Raw genomic sequence first — 15,278 nt, 5'->3', positions numbered from 1 at the left:
AAGCGATTATTAATAACAACTAGATGGCTTCTTTTGCTTTTGTAACACTACTGGAACTATGTTCCTTTCGATATTGCAATGGTGTGATCTCTGTTTGTTTTTTAAAGAAAATGATAAAGTTGGATGAATGTTCAAAGCCTAAACTATAAGCTATTTCAGCTATGTCCCAATTGCTGAACTGCAACAGCGCCTTGGCTTCCTTCACCATTCTTTCGGCAATCCATACCGAAGTTGTTTTACCGGTACATTCCTTTAAAGCCCTATTTAATGTATTGGTATGGATGTTAAGCTGTACAGCAAATTCATTGGCCGTGGTGAGTTTAAGGATTTGACTGGGCGCATCAATGGGATATTGACGTTCCAGTAGTTCGAAAAATAGCGTACTGATGCGTTCAGAAGCATTGCCCGGGCGGTAAAACGTTTCAGGGGGCTGTATCTTCAACGCCTCATGCATAACAATTTGCACATAACTTCTCAATAAATCATATTTATGATGGTAGTCCGAGCCAATTTCGCTAAACATGTTTTCAAAAATTCCCGTCAGTAACAAAATGCTTTCTTCATTAGGAAAAAACACGTGGTTGCCTCCGACCTTAAATAATGGTGACCGGGATAGGCTCTCATTTTTCAGGTCACGATTAACGAAATCTTCCGTGAAAAGACAGAAATAACCAGCTTGGTCCTGGGACGTCGGAGACCACGAATAAGGAATTAAAGGGTTAAGAAAAGTAATAGATGGTTTATCAATGCTTATCGCTTTATCGGCATAACTAATCACACCTGTTCCTTTCGTGATAATTGAAATTTTATAAAAGTCCCTACGGTTGGGTGGAAGAGCCGTACTATCGCACGCAAACTCTTCCCTGCGATATACATTGAACTGTCCAAATTTTGAATATTCCTGGTCATGTCTTCTGTAAAAATCTGCTATGTTCTCTTTGTTATTCATTGTATAAAGTTATTAAATTCAAATATTTCGGAACAGAGAATAACTTTTCTTTTAAATTTTAAGCTTTAAAAAAGGGATATTATAAAATAGCGTCTTCAAATGCACTAAACAACTGATAGGTATTACTTCACAATTTCAAATAGCTCAATTTCAAATATACGTAAAGTTCAAGAATCCTTATTTTTAGCATATTTATGAGTAGCATTCTATAAATGCTACCACCATTTATTAACATTATCCTAGTTCTTGATTAGTAATCCGATTATATTGTGACTTCCATCTGATGTGAGACCTCATTTCTTTCTAATTTCTGTACCCACCAAGGTACTATTGCCCTTCACATTCACTTTATCCGAAGTAGTAACCTTAAAACCGGTTCCCTGTTTCAGAACCTCAGATAGAATACCATTTAGTAAACTTATATCTTAAGGTTTATGTGGCTGAACTATGCGACGAAATATCCTTTGGTCCGTTAGCACTGAATCAGAATGGAGCCTATTTCCCTCTTTATTCCAAAGTACCCGCTTTACCCTCAAAATAAGCTTTCTATCAATTACTTCCAACTCTATATCATCATTCTGATTTTGGATTGCCGTAATTACGAGCAGTTTTCCTTTAACGGCTGCTCGTAGGATTTTGGCTGGTGCCTCACCTGAACCGATGTCCATAAAAAGGGCGTAATCTTTCCCTTGTTCAAACCGTATTTTTACTGTATTGGTTTGAAACCTGGTTTTATACTGCCAAGTCCCTTCAAATACAGACGTTATGGAAACAGGAATAACAGCATTTTGGGCATAAGATAGTTTTATACCTGATATTAAAAATATACCTATAAATAGCTTTTTGATGTGGCGGGATAGTAATTTCAATTTAGTTACTCTTTAAATTTTACCTTCTAAAGATCGTTAATTTTTTATTGTCATTAACTCATTTTATGACATATCATTTTATTATGTTTTAAGTACAAGGTTCTTAGGCTCAGGTAAGGTTTTCCCCCCTAGCTCGCGGTTCGACCGAATCGACCTAAACATTGTCCGGATATTTGAAACGTATTTTAAGGATTTGTCAGCATTTCTGTGAACCATCCTCATGGTCCATCAGACCCTGGTTACTGTTTAAAAATTGCCTATAGTGCTTAACGACGTGGGCATTGATTCTCTAGAAAAATGCCTTTTGCGCTTTCTCATACTATTTGTTCCTGATCACATATTATTTAGTGCGTAATATCGTAAAAACAAAAAAATATCTGATTTATATTTGCCTCACAAAACAAAAAAAGTTCTTGAAAACCTGTTTGCCCTTGCAATGTGAGCATACAAACGACTGTTAACATTGAAAATCTAATTATTCGCGCATAAAAGCTTAGCGAATAGCCAAAATGCAGAAAGTTTCATCTTAACAGCACTCAATACTTATAAGCACATCTACAACAAGAGCGTGGGACCATCGGGAATGCAATCAAATTAATTAAAGGGTTCAATCAAATATGGGAAAGATTAAAAACGATGAATTAGCCAAATTTATTTCAGCTAGAATTAAAGAAATCATGTATGTCTGCGGGCTCTCCATAGCAGAACTTGCTCTTTACACTGATCTTTCAGTTACTTCTATCAGACATTCTTTAAATATGAAACTTATTACTTCTGCTGAAACGATACTGCGAATCTGCCGGCCATTTTCAATTACCCTAGCTGACTTTTTTGATCAGGAAACCCCCATCATAATCGACACTAAAGCTCGGGCTGAACTCACAAAATTTAAAGCTAAACATCAAAAAAGTGAACAGGTCCCTTCGTACAAGCGTCAAACAAGCGATGTGCTCAAACAACAACGCGACTTTATGGTATGGATCATTCACTCTTCTGATTATTTCGCCAAACCAAAAACGATCGAACAAATGGTAACAGACTTCGCCAAGGATTACAACATGGTCTTTACCGCCTCAAGAATCTATGCATTACTCCGCAAACATTTAGCAGAACATGCCCTGGGGAAAAAGCTGCTTCCTCGTAAATCAATTCAAGGAAAAATTTCGGAAAGACCTTATGAATATTTTAAATTCACCAAATAAAAAACTAGCCGCTAAATTGGAACGGCCAAGATCCAGCATCAGCTGATTGAAATGGTTATTTTCTGTTACTGCAATGGGGCAATAAAAATATATGCTGAATATGAAAAAGCCAAGGCCAGTCTGGCCTTGGTTCTACTTAAATAAACATTTGAAATATATCACGACATTTCATTTATGAAACTAACTATTCTCATATTCTTTGCGTAGATGATCCAAAACCAACAAATTTACCTACCGTTAGCTTTATGCGTATTCCTTTTTCAGATTTTGCATTCCCATTGAAAAGGGGGCGGTAATCATTATGAGTTCTGCATATGCTATGACAATGCATTTTGCTTAATAATCTTATACCTTTCTTCCTAAAGGCTGAATTTTAAATATTATTTTCAGGTTCCTTTAAGCATTTACGACTTCAATACGATGTGTGCCATCTGATACACACATCGTATTTAATTCAATCTACATTGGATTCTGTTTGACTACGCCCAAAGTTCTGTCAATCTCTCCTTGAGGAATCAGAAATTCCCATTGTTTATCACCGGCTGGTACATCAAATGTAACTGCCAAGGTCGTATTATGATTTGCACCATTTCTATCCAGAGCCAGATTCAGGCGCTTTAGGTCATAAAACCGAAATCCTTCACCCCAAAGCTCTATTCTACGTTGCGTCAGAACTTCATCAAGTAAAGTCGCTCCACTATTGCTAGACAATGTGTAGGAAGGATCTCTGCTGATTGCAAGATCAAACAGTACTTTGCGTGCATCACTGTCTCTTCCGCCTATATGTACCAATGCCTCAGCTTCAATCAAATACATCTCCGCAGCACGCATAAACATCAAGTCCCCATTACTGTTTGCTGGATTGGGCAGTGTAAACTTTCGGGTCATATAAGCCTTCCTTACTCCGCCAGAAGCAATAGGAAAGTCAACTTCCTTGGCCGTCGGATCCCATAGCTTTTTCCGGATATCTGTTTTCGAAATTTTATTGTATAACTGGGAATTAATAGCCTTTGGATTTCCCCGGGTATTTGTGGAACTATAATTTCCGATAAAAGCATAAAATGAAAAGAAAAATGTGGGTTGGTCTTCCCGGTGCTGAATTCCCCAGATCCATTCAGGATTACCAAAATTGACAAAGGATGTTAAATACTGGTTACCTGTCATTAATGTAAAACCAGTCCTTGCTTCCTTTGCCATCTGCGCGGCAACAGGATAATTTTGTTGTGTCAGGGCTACCCTAGCCTTGATTCCTTTAGCTACGTTAATATTTAAATGCGAAATATCAGGACGTGGGACAGCATTTCCAAATAAGACGATAGCTTCGTCCAAATCTTTATTTATCTGTGTATAAACCTCTTCAACAGTATTTCTTGGCACAGCACCCTCTGTTTTCTGAAGAATTAACGACATACCCATCGATGAGTTATCTCCTCCCTTACTATAACGCTTTCCAAAAAGTTGAACCATCTGATAATAACTCCAGGCACGGTAGCTTAAGGCCTGTGCCTTCAAAAAGTTTTTCTCTTCTTGTGGGCCAACAGCGGCATCAATATTACTGATAATCTCATTAGCATTACCAATGAGCGCATAATAAAATCCATAGTTGAAACTTAAAATACCCTCATTCACATTTCGATGTGCCAACCATTTGTACTCAACATTAAAAAATCCGTTTGCCGCCCCGGTCATTACCATATCTTCCCCCAATACTTCCATATATAGCATATTTCCGGATTGCCCACCGGCTTCCTGATTGCTGTACCATTGACTATACAACATCCTATGCATACCATTTATAGCAGCATAAGCATTTTTTGTTGTCGCAAAAACTGTAGAAGGCGATATTCTAGATGTTGGGTCCTTTTGTAAAAAGTCCTTTTTGCACCCAGAAAATAATAGCGCGGTCAATAAAATAACCATACAGTTTGTCTTATTAATCATATTTCGTATCATATCTTAAAATCCAAAATTTACACCAAAATTAATAGTTCTAGCATGTGTATACGCTGCATTACCTGTCGGCCCTGTCAACCCGCCAACTGGATTGAACCCCTTCCTGGCTGACCAATAAAATAAATTCTCCGCGCTGGCAAAAACACGGGCTTTTTTTAGCCCAATTCTGTTTATAACGGCTGCAGGGAGACGGTAAGCTAAATTAACAGCACTAATATTCAGATAGGAGGCCTTCTGTAACCAGCGGGACGAAGTTGCGCCATTCTGCGACGTGCGATTTAAATCCATGAGCGGAATATCGCTATTATCTCCAGGGCTTTTCCAGGCATTCAATAGATCCCGGTGTAGATTACTTCCGTTAGACGGTCCCGAGCTCATTAGTCCTGCATACTGTCCTTCATAAAAATAGCCTCCCAGACTATAGGTCATTACAAATCCAAAATCAAAATCCTTATAGGAGAAGTTATTCACGATACTGCCGTACAATGGCGGTAAGGCAGATTTGTTCAGCCATCCCTGACGGGCAGAGTTATGGTTAAAAGTAACTGTATCTGTCACACCGTTTCCTTTATCGATTAACTTGAAGTCCGCATTCTCCGGATCGTAGGTCACCCCGTCGGCCAATCCCAAATAAAGGGCTCTTCCCGTTTCAGCATCCACACCATAATATTCTCTGGTAAAGTAATCATAAATCGATCTACCGACCACGCGTTTATACGGTGAGGATACAATCTCAGGAGTTTCCTCAGGCATTTTTGTGATCTTATTTTTGACGGTTGTCAGATTGACCGTCAAATTCCAATTAAAATCGGTCTTCCGGACAATATTGCCCGTCAACGAGATTTCGATCCCTTTATTGGTGACTGCTCCCACATTTTTTTGGATAGAATATGAATTACTCGTCGTACCACCGTTGTGGTAGGGCTGATTGACATTGAATAATAAGCCGTCTGAATTACGATAATAGTACTCAAAAGAACCAGTTAATCGTCCTTTCAGAAATGAAAAATCAACACCAATATCCAGTGGTTTTTGCGATTCCCAGGTTAAATCTGGACTTCCCAGCGATGTCAATATAGCTCCTGCGGCAGAAGCATTGTTGTAACCGATGGAATAACCGGGCTGATAAGGATAGTAGCTGCCCACATCAGCATTTCCTAACTTTCCATAAGATGCTCTGATTTTTAAAAGATCGGTAAATTCATTTTTAAAAAATCCTTCTTTATCCAGGCGCCAGGCCGCTCCCAGTGACCAGAAGTTTTTCCAACGCAAATTAGATATAAACCGCGAGTTCCCGTCGCGACGAATCATTGCACTCAGATAATATTTAGTATCAAAATTATAGTTTGCGCGTGCAAAATAACTTTCAATAGCTCCCTCCGTAAGCCCCGATGTCAGCGAACTGATATCAGCAAAATTTGAAAAAGTATACAGGCCCTCAAACCCCTGGCCCGTGCGCCGACCTGAAATTTCGTCGAGCTTGTAATCATAATTTTCATGTCCTAAAACACCCTCTAAATTATGTTTGCCAAACACATTATTCGAACGTAACAATTGATTAAAAGTATAGTTAAACTCCCTATACCAATACTGATTATAGCGTCCCGCTGGAGCTCCGTCACCCACCTCTGTATTCTGGTAACCTTCCTCCCGGTAATTCGTTATATCCGGGCTAAAGGTTGTACTAAAGGTCAGCCAAGGCAAGATATTTACATCAATATATGCCCGGGCAGAAACAAAATCCCGGCTTGACTTACTTCGGTTTTTAAGTGTTTCAGCGAGAGCATGACGTCCACTGTTAAAAGGCCTGGACAAGCCAAATTCCGAAACCAAATTTCCATAATCATAACGAGGTTTACCTAAGTCGTCATAGACAATTTCCCCTGTGCTGGGATCATGAACATATACAGGATAAATTGGTGCTATCGCCCTCGAAAAATAAAATGGGTTGCTGATATTTCCATCATCTGTATCCGCATAATCGTATTTACTGCTTGCTCCAGACAGATTAACCCCCGATTTTAGCCAAGGAGTTATCGCTGTATTTACATTGACCCGTCCCTGAAATCGGTCCAGAGAAGACCTTAATCCCCAGCCGTTATCATCCAGATAGCTTAGAGATGCGTACAGATCAGTATTCTTTATCCCTCTTGAGTAGTTAACTCCATATTCATTGCGCTTTCCAGATCTCGTTGACGCATCTTCCCAGGAAGGAGCATTTTTATATTTTAACAGTGCATTTGGATTTATTTTACCGTTAACGTCCACTAATTCATTGTTCGCTACATTAAAAGCATTGTATCCCCCAAGTAATTGTACAATATCGTTATATGTTTTTCCATTATACACCTGTTGACCGGCCTGATTTCGGGGCAATAGACCTGAACCGATTTGTCGTGCGATATCCAGAGGTATCCGATTACTTGCCGAGGAGGCATACGCTAAGCTGTTGGTATAGGCTTGCCACATCAATTCATAATATTCGCCGGGAGATACGGTACTATAATTGGGTACCGCATTCTTATTATAGCCCATCTGAACCAGCGCATTAAAATCCGCCTTTCCTTCCTTCCCTCTTTTTGTGGTAACCATAATGACACCATTTGCACCCCGTGAACCATACATAGCGATCGTCGCTGCATCTTTTAACACTGTGACCGTCTCAACATCTGCCGGGTTAATGTTCGCCATACCTCCGTCAAATGGAGCACCGTCCACAACAACCAGTGCGCTGTTGCCCGCTGAATATGATCCAACTCCCCGGATCCGTATCGTGGGTGAAGAACCCGGAGCACCAGAAGGCGCCGAAGTCTGCAATCCGGGGCCAGCTCCCTGCAGTGCTGTAAGGACATTTGAAATAGATCGTTTATCGATCTCTTTGGAGCCAATTTGTGCGGCCGATCCTGTAAAATCGGACTTTTTAACAGTTCCATAGGCAACAACGATAACCTCATCCAATTCCTTTTCCGAGTTCAATAGCGAAACATTAACCTGACCACTGTTACTGACTGCCCTGGTCACTTCCTGATAGCCGACGGCCGAAAAAATTAAAATCGATTTGACTGAATTCACCTCAATCGTATAGTTTCCGTTTCCATCTGTTTGCGTGGCTTTATTTTCCCCTTCAACTCGGATAGTGACACCTACTAGGCCAATTCCTTTATCTGAAGAGATCACTCTTCCACTAATTTTACGATTCTGCGCATATGCAATGCCTATCAGGCATATGGACGCAAGAAAAAAGCTCAGCAATTTCTGTTTCATGTGTTAGATTAATTAAAATTTAGTATTGGTATAAATTCGTCTCAATTAAAAATAGAACTCTAGAAATAACTATTCTAAACTAGACGACAAGTATTAAATAATATATAAATCCCCTGTATTTGTGCTTCCAACTACGACGAACAAGAAAAACAAAGAAACTCTCAGGCGGTGCTAACAGATCAAAATCCACTGCCATATTGACAAATAAAAACGAACAAAAAATTAAGGAGATATAGTGAATAAATTTTGGTTAGACTTGTTTAAGTTGTTAAAAATTGCTGAACTAAAATCTCCTATTGGATCACAATTAATACATTACAAACATAATATATAATATTGTTGTTTTATAATAAAAATCAAATTTTTAATAAAAAAACATCAAATTATTTAAATTATTGCAAAATATTAATTCCAAAAGCCATGTTATTTATCAAATCAATAAAAAAAAGTAAGACATAAATCTCGTAGCTGGAATTGAGAGAGGGTGTATAGATAGATCTCAAAAGCAGAGCTGCACATCTCCTAAACGACACATTAAATAACTATGGCGTCAAGAAACGCGGTATGCTGTGGCGCGAGAGCAGATTAGTTATTCTCCGTATTTTCCATTTCCTTGATGACCAACCCAAGCACGTGAATATATTTCCCTCTGATAACGGTGCCTTTCGTTTGCTCTACCTTCTCAAGCTCCATTAAGATCTCATTCTGAGAGCTCCCTGAATCCACCATTTTGGAGATCCTAAGAATGTCGGTTTTATAAAGCTCGTACAAACAGCTATATAGATCTATAACATTCGCTTTTATTATTCTGGCCTTTTGTTCAACCTTCATATTTTTTAACGTCTCAAGATCTTTATCGATTACTTTTATGTAATGACTTTTAACATATCCCGCCATAGAAACACACGGCTTATTGCCTCCAGAATCATTATGCATAGGCACTTCTATTCTAAATTCTCTGCTGATATCATAAAAATGCTCTTCCAAGCTACCTGGAACCTTTTTATCGTTTATAAAATTGGTATAAATTATCTTAACAGATGCATCTCGCACAGAACATGCAATAGTCAAAAGCGATAAAAAGAATAAATACCGGAGATAAAGCAGATTCATAAAATTTATTGGGATTCCTTGGTAATATTATACACACAAGTTTTATCTTTAACTTGTCAATTTCAAAACTAACTCAGGCTTATCTAGGTCTGCCGAAATCTCCAATATAGGATCGCAGCTATAAGAACAACGATATAGCAGATATAAAAAACGAACGTGAAAAAGAACCGCTGTTTAAGCGATAATACATTCCAATAACAGTCAATTGAATTGATGGCCTTAATAAGCCAATTTTTAAATGCCTTCATACTTTTACTCAGGTTCAAGTTCTTTCAAATAAGGAAATCATACTACCCCAAAATCCCAATGACCAGACAGGCATTGAAAAAAGATCTTTGTTTTTGTTTTTCAAGTTTACAGAACTAATTCAAAATTTTACAGGGCCTATTACCACCCGAAATGAACCAGATTAGGGCAAAAAAAACCGAAAGCAACAAAAACACTGAGAAACAGCTAATTACCGACAAACAACACAATACAAAGAAAATCAACGTTGAATAAATTTTCGCTTATTATGAAAACTTTTAGGCAGATTCGATTCTTTCTAAACCTCCTAATTTATGATTTACATAATTACGTCCCACAAGCGAAGCCATGATCCCAAATTCAACACTAAAGTCTGGGCGGTCATCAAAAATGATCACGCAGGCATTATACTCAAAAGATATAGAAGATGGACTTAAAACCGCCATGAGCCCGCGTTTACATCATTTGCATTGATAACCAATGCAAAAAAATCAGCTGCCGATTCCAGGAACATATGCTTGAATGAACTGGATCAGAAATGAAAATATAACAAAGGTGATCATTAAACGCCTAGACATTTCATCTGCAATATAATTTACGAAATGAGAAGTTCTATCGTAATGAAAATCGCTATTGTCTTGCCTGAGGCGCTTAAAAGATACCTATTTCTAAACTCCGTTGGGGTAAGTTTGGTCATTTTCTTAAAAAAGGTCATAAAGTTGCTCGTTTCAGTAAAACCTAAATTTGCGCTAACCATTTTTAATGGAATATTAGGCTGCTTCAGATACGCTTTAGCCATTTCTACGATATAATTATCCAGAATGCATTTAGGGCTCTTTCCAAATACCTCCTTGGTTATTTTAGATAGCGTTCTTTTGCTTACCAAGATATTTTGCGCATAAAATGACAGATTTTTATTGACGTTATGATAGGTAACAACATCTTCAAAGAACCGATGGGCACGCTCCTTATATAATTTATTGTCTATATATGCTTCCAGTTTCGCTGAACTCCGCTCCCGTAGAATTTTATAGTACATCACAAAATGCCCCAGAACATTAGCGATGAACTTTTCACAGAGCTCATGGTCTTCCGTCAACTGGAAATTTTTGATGATACTGCTTAAATGTTTGATATGGGCTACTTCATTTTCTTCGAATATAAATTCATAGTCATCACTTTTCCGAAAATCGAATATCACCCTAACCGTTGGATCGGTAAGCAATGTTTTATTGAAAAAGAACAGATCCATATTCCCGTAAACCTGGATATCAGCCCGCTTTTTTAGATCAATAATTTTTGTGGTGTACAGATATTGATGCCGATCAACAGCTGTAATACTTGAAATGGACAGAATATCATAGCTGCCCATACACCGATTTCCTGTAGCTACATCTTTTAAATAGTCAGCTCCACTTATCATTAAATAATTATGTGCTCTCATAATCTTTTATTCACGTTAATGCCGATAATCCTGTCTCTAGAAACAGTCTCGCGGTTCATGCCCTTAACCTGAAAATCATACTATCAGCTCTTGAATCCATAACAAAAAATACAATAGTTTGCCTATCCGCCAAACAGACAGATTCAGTCAAAAAAAAGGAGATCCACAAAATCTCCTTGTACTCCATTATTGAAAACGGTCCAGATCTAAGATCCAGAAATGCTGATAGATAATTATTCCAGATCTATCTAAAAAAGAATGTTTATAGGTTTTTGCAGAAGTTGTCGATGACTTTTACCCTATTGCGGAGAAACGTTTTCAGCTTGGCTTTATTTTCTGCAAATTTATTATCTCCGATCCCCCATTTTTTATAATCCTTCTTCTGGGAGTCCCGGATCTGTGCGGCGTAGACCTCGATAAACTGCATCAGCTCTTCAAATTTTTCGTTCTTATAATTATTCCATGAACCAACAAATAATTTTTTGACCTCCGGATCTTTTAAAATCCGCTGATAAAACTGGGAACCGATCCGCTCATCGGTCTCCCTTATTAGATCCATGTCCTTGTAATTGAAATAGGTGTTATCGTGATCCTCGCTAAATCCAAATGCGAAATCAAAATCCCATATTGGACCCATCGTATATTTTCCACCCATTTTTTTATGCATATATACGCTCTTTGGATGATTTATCTCATTATTCCAGGCAAGCATATTTACAATCAAAAAGTTCACAAACTGCTGTTTATCGAAGAGCTGGCCATAATCATTATTCGGGAAATTCTTCTCATAGACTTTGTCCTCAAAAGACTGAAATTCTGCTTTCCACTGATCAAATTGTGCATCCGACTCAACGTCCGGATCCTTTAACATCACGGGAAGATTAGCATGTTTGCTCCTGAACTTATAGTCCTCATCGAAATAGTTATCGAGCTCCCAGAGCACACCGCCCTCCCCTAGATCAACACGATTCTCTTTTATCTCGACCTGTTGGGTCAGATTATAATTCCCTCTATATTCACCATTGACAGTAAGATCAACAGCAATAATATCGTGGGTATAAGGCATCTCCAACTGTCTACCCATCTTCATTGCTACTGCATTGGTCATCAATGTATAATCATTATAGTTGGCAAGTAGTACCCAATCCTTTGCCTCGGGCAAACCTAAAATAACGGATTTCTTATCCAACTTCAATCGATAAGGCTTTTTTGGATTTGTCCAGGAATTGTTTCCGCGTCCCTTAATCTTTGTTTTTGACTTTGGCAGATCCGCAAACCGACCATTTCCGGCTATTTCGATTTCCGCATTGAGATAGATTTCCTTGTCCGTGACCTCTTTATTCTCTTCAATATTAACGTAAATATGGGGGATATTTGCCTCAATGCTATTATCTAAAACGGGAAGTTCTTCCACATCCTCAATTTTTGGTTCTATTATCGGTTTTTTGGTACAACCAATAACAGCCAGTATGCAGAGTATCCCCGTGATACAAATTTTAATATTCATTTTATATACTTTCTTAAAAATTTCCTTTATATTTTAATTTTCATCTCCCAGTTTAGCCTCAAGATTACTGATACGCTCTTTCAAGGAGGACTTTTCGATCTCGTAATTCAAGCGCTCCTTTTCCAGTTTCTCTATCCTTTCGAACATCCGTATTCCTATGTTTTCAAGGTCGCTCCTTTTCGTTACCGCTTGGTCAATCCTGGCGTTCTCCATGCGTTCTCTTGCCTCAGTCAAAAGTGTTTTAATCCAACTGATAATTGTACTTTTTTTTGCCACATGATATTTTTCCATTGCTTCCTGTATCAACAGGTTGCCAGAGGCAATTGCGCATACAATTGCTATTTTACTTTCTTTACTTAATCTTTTATTTTTCATTGGTAGAAATCGCTAGTGAATAGTATGGAAAAAATCCATCTCACACACTCAAAACTAACAGGTCCTTTTTTCTTTTCATGATTTGTCTGACAAAAATAACATTAACAAACCGCCTAGAACAAGTTAAAAGCTAAGGTTTTCGTCTATTTAAAAGACTTTTGCATTTAAAAAGAAGTGATCGTAGCTTTTGAAGAAAAGCATAGCAGTCCTTATAACCGTTTTTTAGGACGATCAGCTAATCTCTTTAAATTTCATGTTGATTTATAGCTGAGATTCCAGATCTTTTTTGGTAAAGTGAACAAATGCGGATGGCGGAAGACCGGTTTGGTTTTTAAAAGCCGTAGAAAAGGTACTTAAAGAAGCAAAACCACACATTTCCGCTAAATGAGCAAGTTTAAAATCTAAAAGCGTCGGGTCCTTTTTGATACGTCCAATAATATAGTTAATCCGGTTAGACTGCAAATAGGTATAGAAATCCGTATTCCGGTATTTTTGAATTATATAGCTCGCGTAGCGCTGGTTGGTCCCCATATTCCCAGCCAGTTTGTTCAAGGAAGTCGTTTTGTCCAGATAAAACTGCTCCATCTCCTCTCTTAAAAAATTCGCATATAATCGGTCCTCGGTTTCCTTTGAAATATTGATATCCTTGGCTTCTTTCTTTAAGTCCTGCTCCTTTTTCACCGAAAATAACGCTGATTCAGTGATAATCTGGTCAGTATCCACAACAGGTTCCGTACTTTCAAGCTCTTTTAGTTTAAGATAACGCTTCTTGTAGGAACGCTTTAACAAAAGTAAATAGCCTGCAATGGCAATTGAAAATAATATCACCAACAAAATCCCACCCACTGCCATTATATACCGGGAATAATAGACTTCTCTCGTTGAGCCGGCCTCTTCAAGAAGACTGTCACTGATCTGTTGAGCTATTTTTACGTCCTTGTCCTTGATATTGTTAGCACGCACCAGGTAGTCATTCGCCCTGGATGGCTCGCCGATCAACGTGTAATAGGTCGACCAGGTCTGATTTGTCAGCATCTCCAGCTCCTCCACATTTTTACCTTCCAAGTAAGGATCGATCAATTTCAACTTTTCATAAGCCTTGGCCGGATTCTTCCTGGCCAGAGCTACTTCGGCCATGATCCGAAAGATATAGGGCTTCAAGTTTGTATCCATATTCCCCAGCTTATTTAGGGAAGCCTGTAATAAAGTATCTGCAGCATCAAGATTACCCAGATGGAGCTCACATATTGCGCGCAGCTGATCATTTGTGGCCTTGATCAATACCGCACGTTTGTCATCGTCACTTTCAATACGAATCACCGAGGCGGCTTCCGATACATATTTCTTTGCCTTTTGGTAATCATTTTCCGCTGCTGCATGGAAAAACCACTCATGCGCAATATTGATTTTCGTGAGAATCTGGCGCTCTTTATCCTTCTGCTTTTCATTTGCTTCAGCGGCCTCCTTCAGATAGCGCTCCGAGACTTTCATAAGGCCTAGTCGGCGAAATGTGGTTGATAGAAGTCCTGAAGTAGATGCCTGCCAAGAATAATTGAGCGTCATTTCTGCAAGGGAATTTGCCTTAACAGCACATTTTATGGAACTACTCATATCCCCCTTATTTTCATAAAGCTTCGCTAGGAGCATATAGGATTTTATCTTTTGTTCATCAGTTTGCGCAGCTCTAAGCAGGGAATCTGCAACACGTTCCGCCTCAACCACATTTGTTGCCAATAAGGAGACATTCACCTCAATATAGCGCTTATCAAATTCCTTTTCTTGAACCGATTGCCCATAGATCTCTGGTAAGATAATTAGCAGCGAGAGGCAGATAAATAAAAGCTTTTTCATAACGTCTTAAGTTGTTCTTTATTTCCCGTTGTGCTATTTCCTGTAAAACAAATTTTCAGATCAGGTAAAAGAGAAAAATAACTGTTAAAAGGATTCCCAGCAAAATTGCACACAACAACTTTAACTTTGAATTACCCTTTTTATTTTCAATTCCTTTTTTCTTATGGTTGTCATTAAACGAAACAAAATCATAATAAGCCCGGAGCTGATTGGAATCGATAAGAACTTCTATCGCTTTCTCCACCTCCCGTTTCATATGCAGCAATGCCAGTTGGGTAGAAAGATATCCGACTTCATTCCCCAGGAGCTCTTTACTTTGAAAGAAATCATTAAAAGCATTGTCAAGATCGTCGGATACCATAAAATCCGGATCAGAAAAATGGAATTCAATCGCAATCGAAAGCTCCTTTTCAATTTTCATCAGCTGCACTAACAGCGCCTTTGGATTGTAAGTCTGTAAGTTCATTCAGGGAGAAGCATTTATGTACCAAGTGGCTTAAAGTAC

11 protein-coding genes are annotated in these 15,278 nt (G+C 38.4%); 1 reads left to right on the top strand and 10 read right to left on the bottom strand.

Annotated features, from left to right (window positions below; all coding sequences use genetic code 11):
- Positions 1 to 19 precede the first annotated feature (19 nt).
- Entirely contained in the window at positions 20 to 949 is a 930-nt protein-coding gene (locus AAW12_RS24415; RefSeq protein WP_046676205.1) for an AraC family transcriptional regulator, read from the bottom strand.
- Between the two features lie 425 nt (positions 950 to 1,374).
- A complete protein-coding gene (locus AAW12_RS24410) occupies positions 1,375 to 1,818 on the bottom strand; it encodes a hypothetical protein (protein ID WP_053003985.1) in 444 nt (147 codons plus the stop codon).
- 617 nt (positions 1,819 to 2,435) lie between these two features.
- Here AAW12_RS24410 and AAW12_RS24405 point away from each other — a divergent pair.
- A complete protein-coding gene (locus AAW12_RS24405; protein WP_046676204.1) occupies positions 2,436 to 3,020 on the top strand; it encodes a helix-turn-helix domain-containing protein in 585 nt (194 codons plus the stop codon).
- A 459-nt stretch (positions 3,021 to 3,479) separates the two neighbouring features.
- On the opposite strand, the gene AAW12_RS24400 is transcribed toward AAW12_RS24405, so the two are convergent.
- The 8 genes from AAW12_RS24400 to AAW12_RS24365 all read right to left on the bottom strand — a co-directional run bounded on the left by AAW12_RS24400 (position 3,480) and on the right by AAW12_RS24365 (position 15,239).
- Positions 3,480 to 4,961 carry a RagB/SusD family nutrient uptake outer membrane protein gene (locus AAW12_RS24400; protein ID WP_053003984.1) on the bottom strand — a complete coding sequence of 494 codons (1,482 nt, stop codon included), beginning with the start codon at positions 4,959 to 4,961 and terminating at the stop codon, positions 3,480 to 3,482.
- A 15-nt stretch (positions 4,962 to 4,976) separates the two neighbouring features.
- Positions 4,977 to 8,237 carry a SusC/RagA family TonB-linked outer membrane protein gene (locus AAW12_RS24395; RefSeq protein WP_046676203.1) on the bottom strand — a complete coding sequence of 1,087 codons (3,261 nt, stop codon included), beginning with the start codon at positions 8,235 to 8,237 and terminating at the stop codon, positions 4,977 to 4,979.
- Positions 8,238 to 8,822: 585 nt separating this feature from the next.
- Complete coding sequence (locus tag AAW12_RS24390) at positions 8,823 to 9,350, bottom strand: hypothetical protein (protein ID WP_156167766.1); 528 nt, start codon at positions 9,348 to 9,350, stop codon at positions 8,823 to 8,825.
- Positions 9,351 to 10,191: 841 nt separating this feature from the next.
- Positions 10,192 to 11,040, bottom strand: a complete 849-nt coding sequence (locus AAW12_RS24385) for a helix-turn-helix domain-containing protein (RefSeq protein WP_084823320.1) — start codon at positions 11,038 to 11,040, stop codon at positions 10,192 to 10,194.
- A 262-nt stretch (positions 11,041 to 11,302) separates the two neighbouring features.
- Positions 11,303 to 12,547: a CotH kinase family protein gene (locus AAW12_RS24380; protein ID WP_053003983.1), complete on the bottom strand. Its 1,245-nt coding sequence runs from the start codon at positions 12,545 to 12,547 to the stop codon at positions 11,303 to 11,305.
- Between the two features lie 33 nt (positions 12,548 to 12,580).
- Positions 12,581 to 12,922, bottom strand: a complete 342-nt coding sequence (locus AAW12_RS24375; RefSeq protein ID WP_046676200.1) for a hypothetical protein — start codon at positions 12,920 to 12,922, stop codon at positions 12,581 to 12,583.
- A 261-nt stretch (positions 12,923 to 13,183) separates the two neighbouring features.
- Positions 13,184 to 14,773 carry a helix-turn-helix domain-containing protein gene (locus AAW12_RS24370; RefSeq protein WP_046676199.1) on the bottom strand — a complete coding sequence of 530 codons (1,590 nt, stop codon included), beginning with the start codon at positions 14,771 to 14,773 and terminating at the stop codon, positions 13,184 to 13,186.
- Between the two features lie 55 nt (positions 14,774 to 14,828).
- Complete coding sequence (locus tag AAW12_RS24365) at positions 14,829 to 15,239, bottom strand: hypothetical protein (RefSeq protein WP_046676198.1); 411 nt, start codon at positions 15,237 to 15,239, stop codon at positions 14,829 to 14,831.
- Between the last annotated feature and the right edge of the window lie 39 nt (positions 15,240 to 15,278).

The sequence above is a fragment of the Sphingobacterium sp. Ag1 genome, from assembly GCF_000988325.1.
GTDB lineage: Bacteria > Bacteroidota > Bacteroidia > Sphingobacteriales > Sphingobacteriaceae > Sphingobacterium.
This window is presented reverse-complemented; position numbering and strand designations above follow the sequence as displayed.

Coding starts and splice junctions, on each gene's coding strand:
- AAW12_RS24370 (WP_046676199.1), bottom strand. CDS start 14,773: ATGAAAAAGCTTTTATTTATCTGCCTCTCGCTGCTAATTATCTTACCA.
- AAW12_RS24400 (WP_053003984.1), bottom strand. CDS start 4,961: ATGATTAATAAGACAAACTGTATGGTTATTTTATTGACCGCGCTATTA.
- AAW12_RS24405 (WP_046676204.1), top strand. CDS start 2,436: ATGGGAAAGATTAAAAACGATGAATTAGCCAAATTTATTTCAGCTAGA.
- AAW12_RS24415 (WP_046676205.1), bottom strand. CDS start 949: ATGAATAACAAAGAGAACATAGCAGATTTTTACAGAAGACATGACCAG.
- AAW12_RS24375 (WP_046676200.1), bottom strand. CDS start 12,922: ATGAAAAATAAAAGATTAAGTAAAGAAAGTAAAATAGCAATTGTATGC.
- AAW12_RS24365 (WP_046676198.1), bottom strand. CDS start 15,239: ATGAACTTACAGACTTACAATCCAAAGGCGCTGTTAGTGCAGCTGATG.
- AAW12_RS24380 (WP_053003983.1), bottom strand. CDS start 12,547: ATGAATATTAAAATTTGTATCACGGGGATACTCTGCATACTGGCTGTT.
- AAW12_RS24390 (WP_156167766.1), bottom strand. CDS start 9,350: ATGAATCTGCTTTATCTCCGGTATTTATTCTTTTTATCGCTTTTGACT.
- AAW12_RS24385 (WP_084823320.1), bottom strand. CDS start 11,040: ATGAGAGCACATAATTATTTAATGATAAGTGGAGCTGACTATTTAAAA.
- AAW12_RS24395 (WP_046676203.1), bottom strand. CDS start 8,237: ATGAAACAGAAATTGCTGAGCTTTTTTCTTGCGTCCATATGCCTGATA.